Annotated in this window: 14 protein-coding genes; 6 read left to right on the top strand and 8 right to left on the bottom strand. The window is 66.6% G+C overall.

Annotation, left to right across the window (positions count from 1 at the left end):
* Window positions 1-39 precede the first annotated feature (39 nt).
* The 3 genes from LWC34_RS20170 to LWC34_RS20160 form a co-directional block, all read right to left on the bottom strand.
* Window positions 40-3747 carry a beta strand repeat-containing protein gene (locus tag LWC34_RS20170; protein ID WP_233726724.1) on the bottom strand — a complete coding sequence of 1236 codons (3708 nt, stop codon included), beginning with the start codon at window positions 3745-3747 and terminating at the stop codon, window positions 40-42.
* Between the two features lie 176 nt (window positions 3748-3923).
* A complete protein-coding gene (locus tag LWC34_RS20165; protein ID WP_233726723.1) occupies window positions 3924-4670 on the bottom strand; it encodes a hypothetical protein in 747 nt (248 codons plus the stop codon).
* A gap of 171 nt (window positions 4671-4841) precedes the next feature.
* Complete coding sequence (locus tag LWC34_RS20160) at window positions 4842-6932, bottom strand: translocation/assembly module TamB domain-containing protein (RefSeq protein WP_233726722.1); 2091 nt, start codon at window positions 6930-6932, stop codon at window positions 4842-4844.
* 72 nt (window positions 6933-7004) lie between these two features.
* Between LWC34_RS20160 and LWC34_RS20155 the strand changes: the two genes are divergently transcribed.
* Genes LWC34_RS20155 through LWC34_RS20140 form a run of 4 tightly spaced genes read left to right on the top strand, consistent with a single transcriptional unit; the run spans window position 7005 to window position 10574 of the window.
* On the top strand, window positions 7005-8162 hold the full coding sequence (locus LWC34_RS20155; protein WP_233726721.1) for an AI-2E family transporter: 1158 nt from the start codon (window positions 7005-7007) through the stop codon (window positions 8160-8162).
* A complete protein-coding gene (gene macS / locus LWC34_RS20150; RefSeq protein ID WP_308200111.1) occupies window positions 8143-9303 on the top strand; it encodes a MacS family sensor histidine kinase in 1161 nt (386 codons plus the stop codon). Before LWC34_RS20155 ends, macS begins: the two co-directional genes overlap by 20 nt.
* On the top strand, window positions 9300-9956 hold the full coding sequence (locus tag LWC34_RS20145; protein WP_233726720.1) for a response regulator: 657 nt from the start codon (window positions 9300-9302) through the stop codon (window positions 9954-9956). Before macS ends, LWC34_RS20145 begins: the two co-directional genes overlap by 4 nt.
* A gap of 15 nt (window positions 9957-9971) precedes the next feature.
* The gene (locus LWC34_RS20140; protein ID WP_233726719.1) at window positions 9972-10574 is read left to right on the top strand and encodes a DUF1707 SHOCT-like domain-containing protein; all 603 of its coding nucleotides are present in this window, start codon (window positions 9972-9974) and stop codon (window positions 10572-10574) included.
* Here the strand turns inward: LWC34_RS20140 and ptsP are convergent.
* The 3 genes from ptsP to LWC34_RS20125 all read right to left on the bottom strand — a co-directional run bounded on the left by ptsP (window position 10571) and on the right by LWC34_RS20125 (window position 15701).
* Entirely contained in the window at window positions 10571-12199 is a 1629-nt protein-coding gene (ptsP, locus tag LWC34_RS20135; protein WP_233726718.1) for a phosphoenolpyruvate--protein phosphotransferase, read from the bottom strand. The genes LWC34_RS20140 and ptsP overlap by 4 nt on opposite strands.
* A 9-nt stretch (window positions 12200-12208) precedes the next feature.
* Complete coding sequence (locus LWC34_RS20130) at window positions 12209-13084, bottom strand: ribokinase (RefSeq protein WP_233726717.1); 876 nt, start codon at window positions 13082-13084, stop codon at window positions 12209-12211.
* Window positions 13085-13580: 496 nt separating this feature from the next.
* Window positions 13581-15701 carry an MMPL family transporter gene (locus tag LWC34_RS20125; RefSeq protein ID WP_233726716.1) on the bottom strand — a complete coding sequence of 707 codons (2121 nt, stop codon included), beginning with the start codon at window positions 15699-15701 and terminating at the stop codon, window positions 13581-13583.
* A gap of 148 nt (window positions 15702-15849) precedes the next feature.
* Between LWC34_RS20125 and LWC34_RS20120 the strand changes: the two genes are divergently transcribed.
* Together LWC34_RS20120 and LWC34_RS20115 are read left to right on the top strand one after the other, a co-directional pair.
* Entirely contained in the window at window positions 15850-16569 is a 720-nt protein-coding gene (locus LWC34_RS20120) for a TetR/AcrR family transcriptional regulator (protein WP_233726715.1), read from the top strand.
* A gap of 11 nt (window positions 16570-16580) precedes the next feature.
* A complete protein-coding gene (locus LWC34_RS20115; protein ID WP_233726714.1) occupies window positions 16581-19712 on the top strand; it encodes a hypothetical protein in 3132 nt (1043 codons plus the stop codon).
* Here LWC34_RS20115 and leuS read toward each other — a convergent pair whose 3' ends face one another.
* Window positions 19713-22538 (bottom strand): leucine--tRNA ligase, encoded by a 2826-nt coding sequence (gene leuS / locus LWC34_RS20110; RefSeq protein WP_233726713.1) that lies wholly within the window; start codon window positions 22536-22538, stop codon window positions 19713-19715.
* 145 nt (window positions 22539-22683) lie between these two features.
* Window positions 22684-23766 (bottom strand): esterase-like activity of phytase family protein, encoded by a 1083-nt coding sequence (locus LWC34_RS20105; RefSeq protein WP_233726712.1) that lies wholly within the window; start codon window positions 23764-23766, stop codon window positions 22684-22686.
* Window positions 23767-23769 lie beyond the last annotated feature (3 nt).

Raw genomic sequence — 23769 nt, 5'->3', positions numbered from 1 at the left:
GGGGGTGGCCGGGGCCCGGATGAGCCCCGGCCACTGACGTCACAGCTTCGGCAGCGAAGGCAGCGAAGACGTGGACGGCTGGACCGGCAGCAGCTCGGTCGCCTTCATCATCGGCAGCGTCTGGGTGACGTCGTTCGACAGCACCTTTCCGCTGGTCAGGTCCTGAGTCGTCGGCATTTTGACACCGTTGAGGGTGCTGCCACCGAGGTTCGGGACCACGTTGATGCCAGGAGCGGCCACACCACCCGGCAGCCCGGCAACGTCCACACCGGACAGACCGGGGGTCTGGACCGGCAGGTCACTGCGGGACTGGCCGATCGGCAGCGACGGCTGGACCGGCAGCAGCTCGGTGGCCTTCATCATCGGCAGCGTCTGGGTGACGTCGTTCGACAGCACCTTTCCGCTGGTCAGGTCCTGAGTCGTCGGCATTTTGACACCGTTGAGGGTGCTGCCACCGAGGTTCGGGACCACGTTGATGCCAGGAGCGGCCACACCGCCCGGCAGCCCGGCGACGTCCACATCGGACATCCCTGGGGTTTCAACGGGCAGGTCCGCACGAGACTGCTTGTGCGGGAACACGCCCCGCTTCGGCAGCCGCGGCAGCTTGTGCGCGGCCAAGCCGCCGCCACCGATGGGCAGGTCGATGATCGGCGCGGTGTCATCGACCTTGACCAGGGTGTTGTTGGTGCCGTGCGCGATGGCGTGGGCCAGCACCGGCACCGGGATGTCGAAGACCTGCACGACGGCACCGAGTGGGACGACCTTCTGCACACCGGACAAGGTGTGCTTCGGGCCCTCGGTGTCGTACTCGCCACCCACGAGCGCGGTGGTGTTGTTGTCCGCGATGCCGATGGCGTGCCCGCCAACGGAAGCGGCGTTGCCGAACACCTGCGCGACGGCCGCGACGGGCACGGCGAACAGGTTGCCGGACATGGAACCGAACTCACCGTTGGTCTCGGCGTCGCCGCCGACGAGCGCGGTGGTGTCGTTCGGTGCGACGCCAACGGCGTTGCCCACGACCGAAGCCGCGTTGCCGAAGACCTGTGCGATCGCGACAGCCGGCACGGTGGCCAGGTTGCCGGACAGGTTGCCGCCCTTACCGGAGGTGACGTCGTCGCCACCGGTGACGGCGGTGGTCTCGTTCGGCCCGACGCCGATGGCGTTGCCACCGGCAGCGGCTGCGTTGCCGAAGACACCGGCGAGCGCGGCGACTGGCACATCGGCCAGGTTGCCGGAGATCGAACCACGGTCGCCGCTGGTGGTGATGTCACCGCCGTTGGTCACCATGGTGTCGTTGTTGCCGGTTCCGTTCACCAAGCCAGCCAACGCAGCGGCGTTGCCGAAGACCTGAGCGACGGGAACTGGCTGGACCGAGGCCACGTTGCCCGAGATCGAGCCGTCGTCGCCGTTGGTCGTCACGTCGCCACCGGAGGTCGCGTCCGTGGTGTTCTCGCCGGTGGCGTTGACGATCGAGGCCACACCGGCCGCGTCGCCGAACACCTGGGCCGCACCGGCGAGTGGCACCGAGGCCACGTTGCCGTTGACGGTTCCAGCCTGGCCGTCGGTGAAGATCATGCCGCCGGAGGTGGACGAGGTGTCACCCTCGGCCCACGCGGTCGCCTTGCCGAGCACGCCCGCGGCCGCACCGTAGACCTGCGTCGGCAGGGCCACCGGGACAGCTGCGACGTTGCCGGACCCGGCGCCGCCGGTGCCCTTGGCGTGGGCCTCGCCGCCGGACTTGACGATCGTCTTCTTGATCGCGGTGGCCTTGGAGATGCCGCCACCGGTCGCGGCGTTGCCGAACACCTGCACCGGGCCCGCCACGCTGGCGACAACGGCGTTGGACGCCAGCACACCGGCGTCGTCGTTGGTGTTGGTCGTGCCACCAGCCGTGGTGACCTTGTTCTCGTCGAGCTTGCTCGAGGTCAGGCCACCGAGGTTGGCGTTGTTGCTGAACACCTCGCCGGGCAGGCCGACGGCCGGGGTCACGGCGTTGCCGCCACCGAAGCTGTCGTTGCCCGTCGTTCCGGTGTAGCCACCGGCGGTGGTGATGACGTCGTTGCAGACGTCGGCGTTGCCGCGGCCCAGCAGGGTCGCGCTGTTGCTGATGACCTGCACCGGCCCGGCGACCGCCGGACGCGCGGTGGTCGCGCCGAGCACTGATTCGTCAGCGTGCACAACGGATTCGCCACCGGCTGTGGAGATCTTGTGCTCGCCGGCCAGTGCCTCGGCCTGGCCACCCAACGCAGCCGCGAGGCCGAAGACCTCGGCTGGCAGCGCCACGGCCGGTCCAGCCGTGGTGCCGGAGGCGACGCTCTTGTCCGCGTTGGAGTACGAGTTCCCGCCGGCCTTGGAGATGATGTCGTTGAGCGAGTTGGCCTTCGAGATGCCGACCATGTTGCTGGCGGTACCGAACATCTCGACCGGGGCCGAGACGGCCGGGTCGGCGATGGTGCCTGCGGCGACAGCTTCCTTGCCGCTGGTGACGGTGTTGCCACCGGCCTTCGCGACATCGGTGTTCTTGTGGGTGGCCGATGCCAGTCCGCCGAGCGTGTCGGCGTTGGCGAAGACCTGGATCGGACCGGCGAACGCCGGGGTGATCCCGGTGCCACCGATGACCGACTTGTCACCGTTGGTGGCGGTCGACCCGCCGGCCTTGGTGATCGAGTCGGTTTCGCCGACGCAGCCCGTGCCGCCGGCCAGGTTGGCCGCGTTGCAGGTGACGTCAGCGGTCGTGGAGACGGCGGACTCGATGACCGTGCCACCGACGACCGACTCTGTGCCGCTGGTCTTGATGTAGTCGGCCTGCTGGCCCAGCGACTGACCTGCCGTGGCGACGAGGGTGTTCTTCTCGTCGACCCACGACTTGCCGCCTGCCGCGGCAGCGTTTCCGTGCACGCCGACAGGCAGCGCGATCGGGGCACCGGCGCCGGTGCCACCGACAACGGAGTTGTCACCGTTGGTCTTGATGGTGCCGGGAGCGTGTGCCTCGTCGTCCATTTCGGTGACGGCCTTGGCGATGCCGCCCAGTGAGGCGGCGTTTCCGGTCACGCCGACCGGGGTGGCGAACTGGCCGGACACGACGTTGCCGCCGAGCACGCTGTTCGCACCGCTGGTGACGATGTCACCACCGGAGATGGTGGTGTTCTCGGACACGAAGTGCGTGGTCGCCTTGCCCAGGGCGGCAACCGCGTTGCCGCTGACCCGGATGGGCAGTGCCCAGTCGAGGTTGACCACGTTGCCAGCGAGAGCGCTGTCCGAGCCGTCAGTCCAAATTGGACTGTAGTTGGTGTCGGTCTCGCTGGACGTAGCGTTCACGTGGGCGTCACCACCCGCCGCGATCGCGTTTCCGGCGAACTCGACCGGAGCAATGATGTGCGGGCTGACCACGTTGCCGTGAAAGACATCGGCGGACTTGTGGGTGACGCGGCCGGCGCCGGGCAGTTTGCCTGCGACGGACTGTGCCTTGTCGACGACAGGCGTCGCCTTGGCAGCCGGCAGACCCTTGGTCAACGAGCCAGGGCTCACCACGACGTCGCGGTTGACATCCGGGAGGTTCTTCTGGCCGAACGGCGTGCCGATCGCATTGTCGTGCACCCGTACCGGGATCTTCACCTGCGGGTCGAGCGGCGAGGCCGGTCGATCCGGGTTGACGTTCTCATTGGCAGAAGCGATGCCTGTACCGAGCATCAGCAAACCACCGGTGATCAGCGCGGTCTGAAGACCACGCCGCGCCCAGGTTTGCATCGGGGTGTCTCTCCTTTTCCTTGTGCTGTGGCAAGGGTTTGGGGGACGGGTGGCCGGACGACTTCGAGAAGGCGTCAGGGCATGCGGCCACCCGGGTCAATGGGGGTGGTTATCTACGCGCGGCCGGAAAAAGACGAAACGCACACGGGCGCTATCGAGGGCCGCGCGTGCGTTAGTCAGTCAGGGGTGACGCCGGGCTGCTCACCAGCAGCCGGGGCAACGTGCTGCGAGATCAGGCGCAGCGCCTGTGAGGTGGCGAACTCGGAACCCGAGAACGGCCACGTGTGTGCCACCGCGACGCCGAAGTCGTCGTTCGAACCGCCGTTGCCACAGGAGTTGCACGCACCGAAGGGCGCGACCGGTCCTGGCAACGGCATCGGCAGCGGAAGGCGGGGGAGGGCGGGGAGGTCCGGTGCCGTGTCGCCGACCGGCGGGGCATGCCGGGGCGACTCGGCAACGGCTGCACGACGCCAGTCGTGCGCCGCCTCTCGCTCAGGCACGGCGGAGACGGCCGGAGCGAGCTGGGGGTTGGCGGCAACGGAATTGACGGACGACGTGTCGCCGTCACCCAAGGTCAGCAGCCGGGCTTTTGCCGGTGCCGAGCCGGAACCAAGGCCGTCGCCGGTCGCGGGCAGGCTCAGGTGCGCCGCGACCTTCTCGACCGCGTCCTGCACCTGACGGCCGACCTCGTCCAGTTCGTCGAGTTCGGCGGGCGGTGCGGACGGCTCAGGCAGGACAGCGTCGACGAAGTCCTTGACCTGCTTGGCATCCGGATCGGCCGGTGCCGATGCGGTGACGGCGTCGACGACTGGCTTGAGCGCGTCCTGTCCGGACGTCTCAGCCGACGCGGTCGCCGTGGAGAGCAACCAGGCCGCGGCGGCACCGCCGACGAGGACGGCGGCACGCGAGAGGATGCGCCGCACTCGGGCGGCCCTCTCAGTCCTTGCCGTGTCCACGGTTCGATGCCTGTCTTTCGGTCTGGCGAATGGGGAGCAAGCCGGGATGGATCATGGCGTTGCGTCCGCAAGACTGCCAAACGAACCGGGCGCGGCGCACCCTCGACACGACCAGTCCGCCCGATCGTGTGAACCTGCTCAAGTTCGCTTCAGTAGCCGGGTCGCCCCGGCCGCAACGGTTGTGGCAAGTACCCAACCTGCGGCGATGAGGATCCCGGAGACCCATTCGGACGGTCCGGCCATCCGCCACATCTTGTCCTGGCCAAGATCGATGATGGGCAGCAACAGATCCAGCGACAGCAGTGCCGGGCTCCACACCGGATTCTGGTCGTTGTCCAGTTTGGACAGTTCGGTGAAGCTGAACCAGACCGTGCCAGCCACCCAGAACACCGCGAGCCAGACCACAGCCAGCCATGGCCGGTAACCGAAGCCGACTGTCTTGTCCTGCAGGACACCCCAGATCCGGCCCGGCCACGTGAGTTCCGAGTGCCGCCTGCGCTGCTTTTCCATCAGCACCTGCTCGGCAAGCTCCTCTTCACCCGCGTCGCGGTACACCGTCACCAGGTGGTCGTACGGTCCCGGCGCGAAATCCGGCTGGACCTGGCGCAACCACTTCAGCCTGTCCTTGACCGTCGCATTGCCGTTGCTCTCAATGGACTCGTACACGAAGTCGTCCACATCCAGGCCGCCAACGGACCGCCACAGGCCAGGACCGTCGGACAGCTTGCGCACCCGCGCATTGCCAAGCCGGACCGCCCCCTGCGGCGGCTCGTCGGGTTCGTAGTGCATGTACAGGTGGTGCGCGGTCATGCCATAACCGTCGAACGCAACACTGTCCGACTGACCGTCACCCAGGGCCGCGTACGACAGGTGCACGGTGTGCCGGATGTCCGCGAGTCGCGCGCTGATGCCGCCGGTCGCGACAACGTTCCTGCTGCACAACAGGTTGTGGCCGATGGACGCGAACTGCAGGTCCAGCGAGGGTTTACGGCTCGCGTCGGCGCGCAGCCTCGGCTCGGTGAACGACGAGCCGGTGACGTTCAGCGAGGCGCCGATCTTGCTGTCCTGCAATCGGATGCAGCCGGTGGCCAGCATTCCTTCAAGGAACAGGGTCTCGCCGACGTTCAACCGGTCGGCGAACAACGCGTCCCGTCCCGCGCAGTGCAGCTGTGCCCCGGACAGGCTGGCACTGCCGTCGATCTTGGCGCCCGGGAACCGGACCTGGCCGTAGGCGACCAGTGGTTTCACGTTCGGCGCACCGGCGATCTCACCGGACCGCGCGTTGAGATCGCCGCCGAGTTCGATGCCGTCGGCGAACAACGCGTAGGGCGCTCGGTACGGGTCGCTGCTGTCCTCCGCGTTGCCCAACGTGGCCCCGGAGAGCTTGAGGAAACCGCCGATCCGGGCGTCCGCGAGCCGGACCGGACCATCGGCTGTCAGTCCGTTGTCCAGGTAGACGTTGCCCTGGACCTCGATCCGGTCAGCGTCCAGCGGCGAGCGGCCCTTCGGCGCGCTCAGCTCGGCGCCGGTGAACTTCACATCGGCGCTGATCCGCGCGCCACGGAACAGCACCCGGCCCGACGACCGGAACCGGCCGCCTTTGGCGTTGGCCAGCAGGTTTCCCTCGACGGTCATACTGCTGCCGTCGAGCGCGATGCCATCGGTGTTGGTCAGACGTGCCCCGGTGAGCTGCAGGTTTCCGCCGACCTTCGCGCCGGACAGGCGCATTTCACCGTTCGTACGCAACACCACGGCCTGCAGCGATCCGGAAATCCGGAGCCGCGCGCCGAGGAACGGGCCGTGCAACACCGCGCCGGACATCCGCAGCGACCCGTCGATGCTGGCATCGGTCAGGTCCAGTGCGCCGTCGCACGTGAAGCGTGGTTCGAGGATCAGGTCGCTCTCGACTCGCAGGTTGCGGCCGATCACGCCGGGCATCCGGCACGCGTGCATGCGTAACCCGACAATTCGCGCCATCCGCAGGTCCGGCCGATGCTCGAACGTGCAGTCCCGCAGGTCGATCACCTGCCGGACCTGCTTTCCCTGCAGGCTGAAGTACCCGGTGATGTGCGCCCCGGAGAGCCGGAGCACGCTCGGCGTTTCGCTCCCGTCCAGCAGCTCGGCGAGCACCGGGCCGCGGATCTGTTTGCCACCGAGGTCGATCCGGTCGCCGAGACGGAACGCCTCGACGAGGTGCTGCTCTGGCTCGGTGAGCTCGTAACGGGACACACAGAGATTCTTTCGTGCAGACGGCCGTGCGGACGCCCTAATTCGGCTGCGGATACCGATAACGTGACGCGAGTGACAAGCGAGCCAAGGAAACGCCCTCTTGCCCCGCTAGAAGTGACGAATGTGGTGCCACGCGGACTGCGGATCGCCGCGGCGGTGTCGTGGCGAGTGGCCGCCGTTGCCCTTGTCCTCTACGGACTCATGCTGGTCGCCGGGTATTTCGCGACCGTGCTCATCCCGCTGGGTATCGCGTTGCTGCTGTCGGCGCTGATGGTGCCCGCGGTCGACAAGCTGGTCGACTGGCGGGTGCCGAAAGGACTGTCCGCCGCGATCGTGCTTGTCGCCGGGCTCGGCGTGATCGGCGGCCTGCTGACCTTCGTGATCTCGGAGTTCTCGTCCGGTCTGCCACAGCTGCAGCAGCAGGTCGGCCAGTCGCTCGACACCATCAGGGACTGGCTGGAGCACGGTCCGCTGCACCTGCGCGACGAGCAGATCAAGGACTTCATCAACAACATCATCGACACGATCAAGACCAACCAGGCCGCGATCACCTCCGGCGCGCTGACCACCGCCGTCAGCATCGGCGAGGTGCTCGCCGGGTTCATCCTGACCCTGTTCATCCTGATCTTCTTCCTCTACGACGGCGAGGGAATCTGGTCGTTCATGGTCCGTGGCGTGCCGCAGAACGTGCGCGAGCGGGTGGACGTGGCCGGTCGCCGCAGCTTCTCCTCGCTGGTCAGCTACGTCAGGGCGACCGCGGCCGTCGCGGTGGTCGACGCGGTCGGGATCGGCATCGGCCTGGCGATCGTCGGCGTGCCGCTCGTGGTCCCACTGTCCGCGTTGGTCTTCCTCGGCGCGTTCATCCCGATCATCGGTGCCGTCATCGCGGGCGCGGTGGCTGTGCTGGTCGCGCTGGTGGCGAACGGTGTCATCGCCGCGTTGATCGTGCTGGCGATCGTGATCGGCGTGATGCAGCTGGAAAGTCACATCCTGCAGCCGTGGCTGCTCGGCCGCGCGGTCCGGCTGCACCCGTTGGCCGTGGTCCTCGCGATCACCGCAGGTCTCGTCGCCGCGGGCATCCCCGGCGCATTGCTGGCGGTCCCGTTGCTGGCGGTGCTCAACGCTGGCGTCCGGTCGCTGCTGAGTGACCGAGACCGTTACACGGACGCCGATGACGTCGATGTTCTTGACGACTCCGGATCAAGGCCAGGTGCTCGTGCAAAAGAGTGACGTGGCGACGCCGATGTGGTCGAGCGTCGCCATCCTGCGGTTGGTGACGTTCGGCTTCGCGGTCGCCGCGGTGTTCGTGCACCACAACAACTACGCGGAGCCCGAGCTGGCCTGGGCGGTGCTTGGCCTGATCGCGGTGTGGACCGCGTTCACGGTCACCGCGTACCTGATGAAGTTCGGCCGCCGCGTGGCGGTCGTGTGGACGGATGTCGCGGTCACGTGTGCGCTGATGTACACCTCGGTGTGGATCTTGTCGCCGGAGCAGAACGAGGCGATCGTGCCCCTGATCACCACGGTGTGGGCCAGTGAACCGCCGATCGCGGCAGCGGTGTTGAACGGCCGGACCGCCGGTGTGCTCGCGGGCATCGTGGTGGCCATCGCGACGGGCTTCTCGCGTGGCGCGCTGACAACGGACGTGACCAGGGATGCTGTCTTACTCATGGGCAGCGGGTTCGTCGTCGGGTTGGCCTCGGTCATGGCACGGCGTGCGCAGGAACGTATGGCCCAGGCGGCACGTGCTGAGGCCGCGACCGCTGAGCGTGAACGGCTCGCACGCAGCATTCACGACAGCGTCCTGCAGGTGCTCGCGCGAGTCCGCAAGCGTGGCAACGAGCTCGGTGGTGAGGCTGCTGAGCTGGGTGTACTCGCCGGTGAGCAGGAGGTGGCGCTGCGGTCTCTTGTCGCCGCTGCCCCACCGGAATCTTCGGCGGACGGGACTGCCGACCTCGGGCCACGGCTGCAGGTCCTGGCGACCGGGTCGGTGCAGGTCTCGGTGCCGGGAACGCCCGTGCAGCTGCCTTCCTCGATCGTCACCGAGCTGACCTCGCTGGTGTCCGAGGCGCTGCTGAACGTGGTGAAACACGCAGGCGATGGCGCTAACGCGTGGGTGCTGCTGGAAGACCTCGGTGACGAGGTGGTGATCAGCGTGCGCGACGACGGCGCCGGAATCCCGGCGGGCCGGCTTGACCAGGCAGCATCCGATGGTCGAATGGGCGTGGCCCGGTCCATTCGTGGGCGTGTTGCCGACCTGGGTGGCACGATCACCCTGGAGACCGCGCCCGGTGAGGGCACCGAATGGGAGATCCGGATCCCGCGTGAGCCGGTCGGCAAAGGGCGGCACAGAGTAGGAGGTGTGCGATGACCGACAAGTCGATCTCGGTGATGGTCGTCGACGACCACCCGATGTGGCGCGACGGCGTGGCCCGTGACCTGGGCGAACGCGGGTTCGACGTGCGGGCGACAGCCGGTGACGCGGGTGCCGCGGTCCGGATCGCCAAGACGGTCACGCCCGATGTCGTCCTGATGGACCTGCAGCTGGGTGAGGTATCCGGGGTCGACGCGACCCGCGACATCCTGCGGGACGTGCCGAACACGCGGGTGCTGGTGTTGTCGGCCAGCGGCGCGCACAGCGACGTGCTCGAGGCGGTGAAGGCCGGTGCGTCGGGCTACATCGTGAAGTCCGCGTCGGCCGAGGAACTCGTGGACGCGGTGAACCGGACCGCGCACGGCGACGCCGTGTTCACGGCAGGGCTGGCCGGATTGGTGCTCGGTGAGTACCGGCGGATGGCGGCCGCGCCTGCGGAAGCCGATGCCGCCCCGAAGCTGACCGACCGCGAGACCGAGGTACTCCGGTTGGTGGCCAAGGGCATGACCGCGCGCCAGATCGCGGACCGATTGGTCCTGTCGCACCGGACCGTGGAGAACCACGTCCAGTCCACCTTGCGCAAACTGCAGCTGCACAACCGAGTCGAGCTGGCTCGTTACGCGATTGAGCATGGGTTGGACGCGGATTGACAGTAGGGTTTTCGCGTGACTGACCCACGGGAACTCCGGGTGTCCGACAGCGAACGTGATCATGTCGTAGGGCTGCTGCACAAGGCGCTGTCGCAAACCCTGCTCTCACTTGAGGACTTCACTACCCGAACCGAAGCCGCACTGGCCGCGAAGACCAGGTCAGAGCTGAACGCGGTCTTGATGGACATCCCTGGTCTGGTCAACAAGGACACTGTGCAGGACCAGCGGTTGGAACTGCGCAGTGTGCTGTCGAAGATGCGCAGGCGTGGTCGGTGGGACGTGCCCAACGAGCTTGTTCTGCGCTGCGACCAGAGTTGGTGCGAGCTGGACTTCGCCGTGGCACGGATTCCGTATCAGCTGGTCAGGATCGAGTTCGACGTCCGGGCGGCGCACGTGCGGTTGAAACTGCCGTCCGAGTCGATGTTGGACGCGACCGCCCTGCAGGTACTGAACTGCCGTTACGTCAACAAAGTGCGGGCGGGGCAGATGCCGGGACCACAGTTCGTGCTGAACGGAAAGGTCCGTGGTGGGACGTTGACCATCACGCGACCCGCAGCACTACGGCTGGGGTCGGTGATGGTTCGTTTCCCGTTGAAGCTCGACCGGATCGGCGACTAGCGCATCATCGCGTGCACGGTCTTGCGCGCGTCGGCTGGCGTGTGTGACACCAGCGCTGCCCTGGCGACCTGCCGGAAGTAGTCCTCGGTGTGTTTGGCCAACGCGGCACCGACCTTGCGGATCGCGCTTGCGTTCATCGAGAGACTGCTGATGCCAAGTCCGACGAGGACACCCGCGAGATCCGGGTCCGCAGCCGCTTCGCCACAGACACCTGCTGGCTTGCCTGCCCTGATGGCTGCTTGGCCGATCATGCCGATCAGCCGCAGCAACGCGGGTTGCCACGGGTCGTTGAGGGTCGCGACCGCGCCGAGCTGACGGTCCGCCGCGAGGGTGTACTGCGCGAGGTCGTTGGTACCGATGCTCACGAACTCGGCGACACTGAAGATCTCGTCGGCGACCAGTGCCGCGGCCGGGACCTCGATCATCACACCCGCGCGCTTGATGCCCGCGGCGTGCGCGCGCTCGGCGAACCACGCGGCCTCTTCGACCGTGGCGATCATCGGCGCCATCACCGAGACGTCCGCGCCCGTTTCCTGAGCGGCGCCAACGATCGCGGCCAGCTGACGGTCAAGCACGTCGACTCGTTCACGGGAGACCCGGATGCCGCGCACACCCAGCGCCGGGTTGGGCTCGGGATCAGGCGCGAGGAAGGCGAGGGGCTTGTCCGCGCCAGCGTCGAGCGTGCGGACGATGATCGGTTTCCCGTGAAACGGTGCCAGCACCGCGGCATACGCGGCCTGCTGTTGTTCGACGGTCGGCTCGTCGGTGGCGTCCAAGTAAGAGAACTCGGTACGGAACAAGCCGACGCCTTCGGCACCCGCGTCCACCGCGGCCTTCGCGTCCTTGGGCGCGCCCACGTTCGCCAGGATCTTGACCCGCAAGCCATCGGACGTCGTGCCAACGCCTTTCCAGTCGTCGACCACAGCCACCTCGGCAGCGAACGGCGTGATCGGGCCGCTCGGGATCTCCACCGCGCCCGTGCCGCCGTCGACGATGAGCTGCGCGGGTTTCGCCGCCAACACACCACGAACCGCGACTACCGCGGGAATTCCCAACGCCCTGGCCAGAATCGCGGTGTGGCTCGTCGGCCCGCCCTCCTCGGTGACCAGCGCGAGGACCTTCGCCGGGTCGAGCCCGGCGGTGTCCGCTGGCGCGAGATCTTGCGCGACAAGCACACTCGGCTCGCTCAGGTCAGGAACACCAGGCGCGGCGACACCAAGCAGGTCAGCCACCACGCGGTCGCGCACGTCCTCGATGTCACGGACGCGCTCGGCCATGTAGCCACCAGCGGCACGCAGCGCCTCGGAGAAACTCGCCGCAGCTTCGTAGACCGCACGCGCGGCGGGCAGTTGTTTGGTGGTGACGAGTGATTCGGCCTGCGTGACCAACGTGGGGTCCGCGGCCATCATCGCCGTGGTTTCCAGGAGTTGTTTGGCCTCACCGGATGCCGCTTCGGCACGCGCGTTCAGGTCGGCCGCGATCCGCTGCGCTGCCGGTCCGATCCGCTGTGCCTCGGCCGCGGGGTCCGCAGGGGGTGGGCCGGCGGATGGTTCTCCCGCTGGCTGGGCCACCACGACTACCGGGCCCGCGGCCCGACCAGGACTTACGCCGACGCCACTGAGCATGGACCGACATTACCTGCCAACTTCCTCCGCTGTGGGATACGAAGGCTGCGCACCATTGCGGGTCACTGAGATTGCCGCCACCTTGACAGCGAGTTGCGCGGCGGTGACCAGATCGGCACGCTTGGCCAGCTCGGCCGCCAACGCGCCGGTGAAGGCATCGCCCGCACCGGTCGTGTCCACGGCTTCTACCTTGGGTGATTCGACTTGATGGGTGCCGTCCGCCTCGATCACGAGCGCACCACGGGCGCCAAGCGTGACCACGGCCGAGCGCGGCCCAAGGTCAAGAAGGCCGGATAGGTCCTTGTTGTCGCCAAGAAGTTGGGCGGCTTCGTGTTCGTTGACCACGACTGGGTCGAGAGCCGCAAGCGTTTCCGTGGACAGCTTGGCCATTGGCGAAATGTTGACAACCGGCCGGATTCCACGCTTCACAGCCAGCTCGACAGCGTGTTCGACCGTTGCCAACGGCACTTCCAACGAGGCAACAAGCACGCGCGCGTCAGCCAGTTCCACGTCTTGTTCGGCGAGTGCGGAGTTGGCGCCAGGTGAAACGAGGATGGAGTTCTCGCCGTCCGGAGTGACGAAGATGTACGCCGCACCAGTCGGCCGGTCACTGCGGCGAACCAAGGAAGTGTCCACACCGGCCGCACGCAACGATTCCAGCAATAGTTCGCCATACCCGTCACGGCCGACCGCGCCGAGCAGAGCCACCTTCGCGCCGAGTTTGGCGGCCGCGACCGCGGTGTTCGCGCCTTTGCCACCCGGCAGGACGGACGTGTCCGAGCCAAGCACGGTTTCCCCTGGCCCCGGCCGCCTTTCCACGGCGACTACCAGGTCGGCATTGGCCGAGCCAACCACGATAAGATCAAGTCCGAGATCAACACCCACGGGCGACACCTAACCATGCAGTGCTGCTGGCGGTCATGCGCATCTGTTAACGATTGCGGCTCTCTGTGGATGGTTGATGCCACAATGTGAGTGACAGTCGTGTATACCCGTCGGGTACAGGTAGACCCGCGCTGCGACCATCATCGCGGCGTTGGGGTTCAGTTCGCCGATAGGCGTAACTGAACTTCTGTGCTGTCGGTGTCGGTCGTGTAGCCCCCCGAGCGACCGGCACCGACAGCACATAAAAGAACTTCTGCCGACTCCCGCTGCCGGTCGTGTAACCCCGCGATGCCGATCCAGGGCGAACCGGCACCGACAGCACATAAAAGAACTTCTGCCGACTCCCGCTGCCGGTCGTGTAACCCCGCGATGCCGATCCAGGGCGAACCGACACCGACAGCACATAAAAGAACTTCTGCCGACTCCCGCTGCCGGTCGTGTAACCCCGCGATGCCGATCCAGGGCGAACCGACACCGACAGCACATATATGCACCACTAAACCTTCTCCAGTTCCTTCTCAGCCGGTGTATCAACCTCGCTAAGCCCGGCTTTCTGCTGGAGCCGCCGAAGTGGCTGCGGTGCCCACCAGACCGCGTCGCCAAGCAGCCGCATGATGGCCGGGACCAGCGTCATTCGCACAACGGTCGCGTCAAGAATGAGAGCGACAATCATTCCCACGCCGACAAACCGCATCATCGAAAGCTCGGACAACGCGAATGCTCCGGTGACCACGATGAGCAGAAGAGCCGCCGCACTGATCATCCGGCCGGTACGCACCAGCCCGGTCTGAATGGCGTCCGGCGTGCTCATCCCGGCGTGCCTGGCCTCGATCATCCTGGACAGCAGGAACGTCTCGTAGTCCGTGGACAGTCCGAAGACGACCGCGCCGATCAGCACGAACATCCCCGCCTGCAACGGTTCCGGGGTGATCCCCAGCCACGCGGCGCCGTGTCCGAATTGGAATACGAAGACCAGCACGCCATAGGTCGCCGACAGGCTCAACGCGCTCATCAGGACGGCCTTGATGGGCAACAGAAGCGACCCGAACGCCAGGAACATCAAGATCAATGTGGCCGCGACCAGTATGCCGATCATCAGCGGCGCGTTATCCACAATGGACTGGTTGGCGTCCATCACCTCGGCGGTCAGACCACCGACCAGTAGGTCCGGCGACAACGCACGCAACCCATCCACAGCCTGACGTGCCACCTCACCAACAGGTTCGCCAGCCAGCTGGGCATGGATCACCGTGACGCCGTCACGTCCACCGCCGGCCACAGCTTGTTCCACGCCGGGGACTTCGTTCACCTGCAAGACAAACTGGTCCACGTTCACCGAGCCGCGTACGACAATCTCGGCCGTATTGCTGCCTGCCGCAGGGAAGTTCTGGTTGATGGTCTCGATCGCCTGCCTGGTCGGATCGTCCGAGGGCAGCTGCTTCTCGGTCACCGCGCCAAAGCTGACCTTTGCGAACGGCAAAGCCATCACCAGCAGGACAGCCAGGATTGGCAGGGCGAACACGACCGGCCGCTTCGTCACCGCACGACCAAGCCGCGCGAGCCCACGTGGGTCGCTCACCGGCTTGTCGCGCCGCCACGGCAAGGACAGCTTGTCCACCTTGGGCCCGAGGATGCCGAGCATCGCGGGCAGCAGGGTCAACGAGATCACCGCGGCGATCGCGACCGCGGACATTCCGCCGTACGCCATGGATTTCAGGAAGTCGAGCGGGAACACCAGCAGCCCGGCCAACGCGATGACCAGCAATGTCGCCGAGAACGCGATGGTCCGGCCAGCCGTGGCCACTGTGCGGCGCACGGCCTCGGCGGTAGTGCGGCCTTCGGCGAGTTCTTCACGGAACCGCCCGACGGCGAACAATCCATAGTCAATAGCCAGGCCAAGGCCGAGCAGAGTGGCCACGTTGACCGCGAAGTTGTTCACGTCGACCACATAGGACAACGCGTTCAACACCCCAAGCGATCCGGCAATCGCCAGGCCACCGACAAGAACGGGCAGCAGCGCGGCAACCACACTGCCGAAGATCAGCAACAGCAACACCAGCACGACCGGAAGGGAAATGGCTTCGGCCATGGTCAGATCGGACTTGGAACGTTCACCGATGGTGTGTTCCATCGCGGTGTTGCCCGCGATTCGCTCCCGAAGTCCGGCTACCGCCAGCTTGTCCTTGACGCGTTCGAAATTCGCCAGCCGGTCGCTCTCGTCATCACCGGCGAGGGTAATGGTCACAAGGCCATATCGTTTTGCGGCGTCGGCGAGTGCCGGATTTTTGGTTTCCCAGTATGAAACGCGTTGTTTGACAGCATCCGCGGGCAACGCGTTGAGGTTGTCGACGACTCGTGTTGCCAACGCCGGATCGTCGACACTCTTGCCTTGACCCGCGTCGTAAACCACAACGACATCGCTTTCCCGCTGGCCAAGGGCCTGCTCGGCAATCCGGCCCGCTTCCGCTGACTGGCTGGACTCGTTGTAGTACCCGCCTTGTTTCATCCGGTCGAATACGCCAAGACCCCAGAGTCCACCGATCACCGCGAGGACCAGTACCGCGATGAGCACCGTCCATCGGCGGCGATATGCCACCATTCCCCACCTGTTGAACACGTGCTCGTCCTCCCGTTTCGGTGGTGCGTGACGGCAGTCGTTGACTACGGTCGGCGTGAACGAGGCACAACTCGGTAAACACCGTTCACTGTCGCTGAGGGCCACGGTACGGACGGTTAACGGTGTTTACAAGACGATGGAGTCAAGCATGACGGAGCCCACACGGCGCGAACGCGCCAGGGCAGCGACGGATCGCGACATCCGCCAGCAGGCACGCACCCTGCTGATCAACGAGGGACCAGAGGCGGTCACGCTGCGCGCGATCGCCCGTCAGCTCGGGATCACCGCACCGGCGCTCTACCGCTACTACTCCTCGCGTGAGGACCTGGTGCACCACGTCCGGATGGACATCTGCGCCGATCTCGCCGACGACCTCACCGCCGACCTGTCCGAGGTCCCCGAGCACGACACCGTGCTGCAGGTGATGACCATCTGCCGAGGCTTCCGGCGCTGGGCGCTGGCGCACCCGCGCGAGTTCTCGATGATCTTCGCGACCCCGAAGACCGGCGAGGACGACCTGTCGGCCGACCCGTTCGGCCGGATCTTCCTGTCGGTCGCGGGCAAGGTGCTGATCACCAAGCAGCTCACGCCGCCGCCGGACGACTCCGTGCCGCTGCCCATGCGGGCGGACCTTGAAGCCTTCCGCGCGGACCTGCTGTCGACGATCGCGCACTCGGGAGTGGCCGTCCCCGCGGACATCCTGAGCATCGGGACGGCGTACATGATCCTGCAGTTCTGGGTCCGGCTGTATGGCCAGGTCGCGCTGGAGGTGTTCGGTCACTTCCCGATGTTGATCAGCAATACCGAGAACTTCTTCGAGATCATGCTCGCTGATCTGATCGCCGACGCGGGACTGACCAGCGAGTGAAGAATGTCGGCATGTCCTCCTATGCCGACCGCCGCAGGCAGATCACCGCACGCGCGCCGCACACCGACCTGGCTGCCGCGTGGGATGAGGATCCCGACCTTGCTCTCGACATGGCCGAGGTGGTCAACCATCTGCCGACGCTGCACCGCGGGCTGACGTCCGGGGTCGTCGACCGGCAGCGACGAGTCGCGGCATCGTCCAGCCTGCCCCGGCTCAACCCCCATATGGTCGCCGAAGCCCTGCCTGACCTGCCGATGGACGTCCGGCGAGTGCTGTCCCGGCACATCAGGACCAGGCGTCTGTCCGCACTGGCCGACGCCCTGCTGTCATCGGCCCACGACATCTGGGGAGCAAGGGAAGCGGCCCGGCTATTGCCTGTCTGCAGCCGCCCGGTGGTCGAGGAGTGGCTGCCACGGTTGGAGCACGCCGTCTCGATGACCGCACTCGCCAAGCACCACCCAGCCGTGATGCTGGCAAGAGCCCAAGCAGAACTGCCCACTGCGGACCGCGACTCCTGGTGGTCACGACACCTGGCCGCGATCGACGAGCTGATCCCGTACGACCCGGCCGCGGTGCTTGAGCTGATCGAGCGGTACGGGCCGTCCGTCCACATGCCGTTTTCCCTGGCCAAGTCGGCTTATCTGGCACGGGTCGATGCGAGCCGGTTCATCAAGCAGCTGCCGGACCGGACCTACCGGTTGAGCAGGCCCGCATACCGGGCGTTGGTCGACGCGAACCCGCCTGAGCTGGTCTGGCTCGGCCGCCACAACATGCTTCCAGTGCTTCGAGCCATGCCTCCCTCGCGCCGGGAAGCGTTCTGGGACGCGGTCAACGCCGACAAGGACATGAGCCAGGCGACCATCGACTTGCCGACCATGCACGAACTGCCGCGTGCCCGGCGTGTTGCCGAAGCTCGCCGGATGCGCACGATCGCGCTGGCAAAAGGCCAAGAGGGCGCCGCCAACCAGGTCGCCCAGTTCCTGCCGTACGACGAGGCCAAGGAAACCTTGGTTGAGCTGACCCGCGCGGGCGAGGCGACCAGCCGCCTGGTCGGGTACTCGCTGCTGATCGCTTGCGCCGCCAAGGATTTCCGGCTCGACGAGCTGCTGCCATGGCTGGTCGACCGGCTCAAGCGGGACCAGGACCCGGTGCGGCTGGCCGCCTTCCAGGCATTGGCCGCGGCAAGCCCTCGCGCTTTCGGCGAGGCCCGCGAGCTGACGCAGCTCGCCACGGACGCTTTCAACGCGCGCGACCTGTCCTCGTATTCAACCGAGGCGCTGCTGCGGCTGTGCTGCAAGCTGCTGGCGCACAACGACTCACAGGTCGCCCTCGGCATCATCGAGGCCCTGTGGAAACGGGACGGCTGGACAGATCTGCCCCGGCTCGACCTGATGCTCCGGCGCGGCCAGGAACACGAGATCTACCGCGTCCTCAAACCGGTGATCGACGAACACAACGGCTGGACGGTCTACTACCCGCTGCAGAACCTCGTCGCGGCATTGGGCCGTCGCGCTTGGGACATGCCTGACCTGCTCGAACCGCTGTGGCCATCTATCACCGAAGGCGACGAGAGCGACGCCAGGTTCGCTGTGCGGCACCTGCTCGCGGATCCACGCACCCGCGATGTCCGTGTCGCGCGGATCCTTGACGCCGACCCGAGCGCGATCTTCCTGCCCGAGGTACTGGCGGTCGTCCAATCGACCAGGACGGATCTGCTCGACGTGGTGTTCGCCGACGAACCGCCCCAAGGCCGGTTCGCGCCAAGCGATGTCCGGCGGATTCCCTTGGGAATGGGCCAAACCCATCGCTGGCTGCCGTCCCAACGAGCCAGGTACGCGCAGCTCCTCGAGTCCTTGGCGGACTCGGAGCACGCAAGGGAAATCCGCGCGTCGGCGATCCGGACCTTGGGCACGGTTCGTGGCCACAACGCCGTTCGGTATCTGTCCTCGGAAGACGAACTGATCGCACAGGCCGCGCTCGCGGTCCTGCCATTCCACCCCGATCCGGTGGAAGCGTTGCAGCACTTGGTGGACCGGGCCTTGTCAGGCAATCGCGGCCAGGCCGAGCTCACCGCGATGTACACGATCAGGAGATGCGCCCGCCGAGTCACGCCGTCCCGGCTCGCCGAATTGGTTGTCGCGCAAAGCGGTCCTGTGACTGTGCGCAAGGAACTCCTCCGGTTGATCAGCTTCTTCAGGCTGCCGGACGCGGTCGGTTTGCTGCACCAGGCGTGGCATGTCGAGAACCAGCACCGGGATGTGCGTGCCGCGATCACGTTCCAGGCACTGTCCTGGTTGGACGATCCTCCGGCTTGGGAACTGTTGCGTGCGGCCGTAACCGGTCCTCGCGAGGTCGCGATGCAGGCAATCAGGGTCCAGCCGTACACCGTTCCGGTGCGGCACAGAGCAGGAGTCGCGGCACTGATCCACCAAGTCGCGATCGGCTCGGATGACTGGTTGCGCGCCACAGCGATGTTCGGGCTGTGTGACTGGTTGCCCTGGTATCCCGCTGCACTTTCCGCGTTGAGCAACGCGATCACGAATCTCGAAGAGCGCGTGGCCTGGGAGAACGCTGCCCGTGCTCTGCCCTACTTGGTGCAGCGGCCGGAAGTCGCCGCTCACCTGATCGACATACTGCGCACCTTGGCCGAGCTGACCAGCCACGACGCCGAAGCGGACCGGGACCGGCCCGCACTGCAGCGAATCCGCCTGATCTTCCGTTCGCTCCGGAGGTCGAGATGGCATCACGATGTGCACGGCTACGCCCGTGAACTGGTCGAAGCGCTCGCGGACATCGATGAGATCCGGCGAGAGCTGGCCCAACTGCTGCTCGCCACCGGGCGGTTCGACTCAGCCGACCACGCGATCGCGGATCTTCGTGCCGTCGACGAACTAGTTGCCGGTCGCCCAGTGCTTGCGAGCAATGTTCGGTGGAATGCCCAGCCGGGCCAATGGAACGCCGACACGATGCTCGCCGCAGCCAGCAGCGTTCAGAGCGGGCACCTCGCGGTCCGGGTCCTCGCTGCCGGCGGACCGCATTTCGGCTGGCCCGAGGGCTGGCGAGCGCTTCTGAAAGAGCTACGCCAGCACTCGGACGCCGAGGTACGAGACGCCGCCATGCAGATCATGACAGCGTCCGAGTGACTACAGCACCACGTTGACCAGGCGGCCAGGGACGACGATCACCTTGCGGGGCTCGTTGCCTTCGGTCAGCGCGACGATCTTCTCGTCGGCCAGGGCGGCGGCTTTGACCTCGTCCTGGCTCGCGTCCGCGGCCACGGTCACCCGGGTGCGGACCTTGCCGTTGACCTGCACCGGGTACTCGATCGTGTCCTCGACCAGGTACTTCTCGTCCGCGGCCGGGAACGGGCCGTGGATCAAGGAGTCCTTGCCCAGCCGCGACCACAGCTCCTCCGACACGTGCGGAGCCAGCGGGGCCAGCATCAGCACCAGGGGTTCGACCAGGGCACGCGGTGTGCCCGCGGTCGAGCTGTAGTTCTTGGTGATGTGGTTGTTCAGCTCGATCAACTTCGCGCCCGCGGTGTTGAAGCGCATCTCCTGGTAGTCCTCGTGGACACCGGCGATCGCCTTGTTCAGCGCGCGCAGGTCCGCCTCGGTCGGCTCGGCGTCGGTCACTCGCAGCGAACCGGACACCTCGTCGACCACGTTGCGCCACAGTCGCTGCAGGAACCGGTGGGCTCCGACGACGTCCTTCGTCGCCCACGGGCGGGAGACTTCCAGTGGGCCCATGGACATCTCGTAGAACCGGAACGTGTCCGCGCCGTAGCTCTCGCACATCTCGTCCGGCGTGACGACGTTCTGCTCGGTCTTGCCCATCTTGCTGTAGATCTGGGTGACCTCTTGGTCCTGGTAGAAGAACTTGCCGTTCTTCTCGACGACCTCAGCCGCAGGCACGAACTGGCCGCGCGAGTCCAGGTAGGCGTACGCCTGGATGTAGCCCTGGTTGAACAGCTTGCGGTACGGCTCAACCGAGCTCACGTGGCCCAGGTCGAACAGTACCTTCTGCCAGAACCGCGAGTACAGCAGGTGCAGCACCGCATGCTCGACGCCGCCGATGTACAGATCCACGCCGCCCGGGTCGTTCGCGCCGAACTTCTCGGCACGAGGGCCCAGCCAGTACTGCTCGTTCTCCGGGGCGACAAACCGCTCGTCGTTCGTCGGGTCGACGTAGCGCAGCTGGTACCAGCACGATCCGGCCCAGTTGGGCATCGTGTTGGTGTCGCGGCGGTAGGTCTTCTTGCCGTCGCCCAGGTCCAGTTCGACATTCACCCACTCGGTCGCGCGCGACAGCGGCGGTGACGGATCGCTGTCCGCGTCCTCCGGGTCGAACGTGGTCGGGGAGTAGTCGTCGACCTCGGGCAGCTGGATCGGCAGCATGCTCTCCGGCACGGCGTGCGGCAGACCGTCCTCGTCGTAGACGACGGGGAACGGCTCGCCCCAGTAGCGCTGCCGGGAGAACAGCCAGTCGCGCAGCTTGTACTGGATGGTGCCGCGGCCATGGCCGTGCTCCTCCAGCCAGGCGATGATCGTCTTCTTGGCTTCGTCGATGCCCATCCCGTCCAAGAAGCCCGAGTTGACCGCGGGCCCCTCGCCGGTGAACGCCTCGCCTTCGAAGCCTTCCGACGGCGCGACGGTCCGGATGATCGGCAGGTTGAACGCCGTGGCGAAGTCCCAGTCGCGCTGGTCCTGGCCGGGCACCGCCATGATCGCGCCGGTGCCGTAGCCCATCAGCACGTAGTCGGCGATGAACACCGGGATCTTCGCGCCGTTGACCGGATTGGTCGCGTACGCACCGGTGAACACACCGGTCTTGTCCTTGTTCTCCTGACGGTCCAGATCGGACTTCAGGGACGCGGCACGCCGGTACGCCGCAATGGCTTGCGCCGGGTTGGCCGCGCCTCCGGTCCACGTGCTGTCCACATCGGACGGCCACTCGGCCGAGGCGATCGTGTCGATCAGCGGGTGCTCCGGCGCCATGACCATGTAGGTCGCACCGAACAGCGTGTCGGGACGGGTCGTGAAGACCTCGATCTCACCGCCGTCGACCGCGAACTTGACCTGCGCGCCGTGCGAGCGGCCGATCCAGTTGCGCTGCATCGACTTGATCTTCTCCGGCCAGTCCAGCCGGTCCAGGTCGTCGATCAGCCGGTCGGCATACGCGGTGATCCGCATCATCCACTGGCGCAGGTTGCGGCGGAACACCGGGAAGTTGCCGCGCTCGGACCGGCCGTCGGACGTGACCTCCTCGTTGGAGATCACCGTGCCCAGCCCGGGAACCCAGTTCACCGGCGCGTCCGACAGGTACACCAGGCGGTACGAGTTGATGATCGTCTGCTGCTCGGCGACGGTCAGCTCACACCAGTTGCGGCCGTCCGGCGTCCGGCGCTTGTCCTGCGCGAACTCCGTGATCAGCTCGGCGATCGGCCGGGCCTTGCCCGCCTTCTCGTCGTACCAGGAGTTGTAGATCTGCAGGAAGATCCACTGTGTCCACTTGTAGTACTCCGGATCGATCGTCGAGATCCGGCGTCGCTCGTCGTGGCCCAGGCCCAGCCTGCGGATCTGCCGCAGGTAGGTGTTGATGTTGTCCTCAGTGGTCTTGCGCGGGTGTTGCCCGGTGCGGATCGCGTACTGCTCGGCAGGCAGGCCGAACGCGTCGAACCCCATCGTGTGCAGCACGTTGCGGCCCTGCATGCGGTGATACCGGGCGAACACGTCCGTGCCGATGAAGCCCAACGGATGCCCGACGTGCAGGCCAGCGCCCGACGGGTACGGGAACATGTCCTGGACGAACATCTTGTCGTCGGGGACGGGTCCAGCGAGCGGGCCGACCGGGTTAGGCGCCTCGTAGGAGCCGTGCTCCTGCCAGTAGTCCTGCCATTTCCGCTCGATCTCGCCGGCCAGCGCGGCCGTGTAGCGGTGCGCCGGTACAGCGTCAGCGCTTTCGCTCATCGCCAGTCCTTCCCTGGATTTTCGGCCCTGAACAACGCGAAACCCCTCAGCCCTGTCAGGGCATGAGGGGTCGCCGCGCCAACCAGATCCTGTAGGTCAGCGCGGCCGGCGAAGAAGTCGGCGGGCCGTGCCCATGTCAGCGAGTTTAGCGGACCGCCAAAGCGACTATCTGGGTGACCTGGGCGGCGGAGAAGTTGTTGTCGCTGATCAAGATCAACGAACGCTCCCCACCGGACAGCCGCGGTCCCCACGTGATGCCCTCGATGTTGTCCAGCCTGCTCAGCCCGACATCGGCCAGATCCACGAGCAGCTTCTTGCTCATCGGCTTGGCCGTGCCGAGGTCCTGGTCGTAGACGTTGGACGCGCCAACCGTGGACGCCTCGTAAATTCGGATCTTGTTCCCGACGCCGGTCACGAACGCCCGCTCGACCACCAGGTACCTGGTCGGGTCGAGCGGGTCGGCGGCCACGAGCGCGGAGATGCCGTTGTTGCCCGGAGGTGCGGTCGCCGGGACAGGCGAGGCGAACACCGGCTCAAGCGGGTAGGCGTACTGCGCGACCACGTGGCCGGTCCTCGTCTGCACGGTGATCCGCGACAACGCGCCGCTGGTCACGGTCGGCGAGGCGCCGTCCTGCTTGAGCGGTGCCTCGACCGAGGACACCACGAGCGTTCCGGCTGCCGCGTAGGTGAGGCCTTCGAGCACGTCGTTCGGCTTCGGCCCGGTCGTCGGGGTGACGTGCAGGTTGTTCGGCAACGGCAGCTCGCCCGCGAACTTGCCGTCCCGAGTGACGTTTTGGATCGACGGGTCGAGCGAGAAGGGCGCGACGCCGCCTTCCTGCGACCAGGTGTAGCGACCGGTCCACGGATCCACCCGAATCTCCTCCGGGTCGACCGCGCCAGCGGGGTAAGTGGTTCCGTCCTTGCGCAGGAACGGGTGCGTGCCAGTGAACTCGACACCGAGCCCGTTGGCGCCCACGTCGATGCGAGCGGTGTAGAACCGCGCGGGCTGCAGAGCCGACCGGTCGTCGCTGATCAGGACGTACTCACCGGTCTTGGGGTCACGGTCGATCCCGGACAGTCCGCCAACCGTGGTGTCCTGGAAGGTCAATGCGTTTGGCACGACCGTCTCGCCGAGCAAGCGCACCCGTTGCGACGCGGATGCCGGTGCGGCCAGCAAGCCGGTGGTGATGATTGCGGCGGTGGCCGCAGCGATGAAGCGTGCAGACATGGC

Origin of the sequence: Kibdelosporangium philippinense, from assembly GCF_021390435.2 — a bacterium.
Classification (GTDB): Bacteria; Actinomycetota; Actinomycetes; order Mycobacteriales; family Pseudonocardiaceae; genus Kibdelosporangium; species Kibdelosporangium philippinense.
This window is presented reverse-complemented; position numbering and strand designations above follow the sequence as displayed.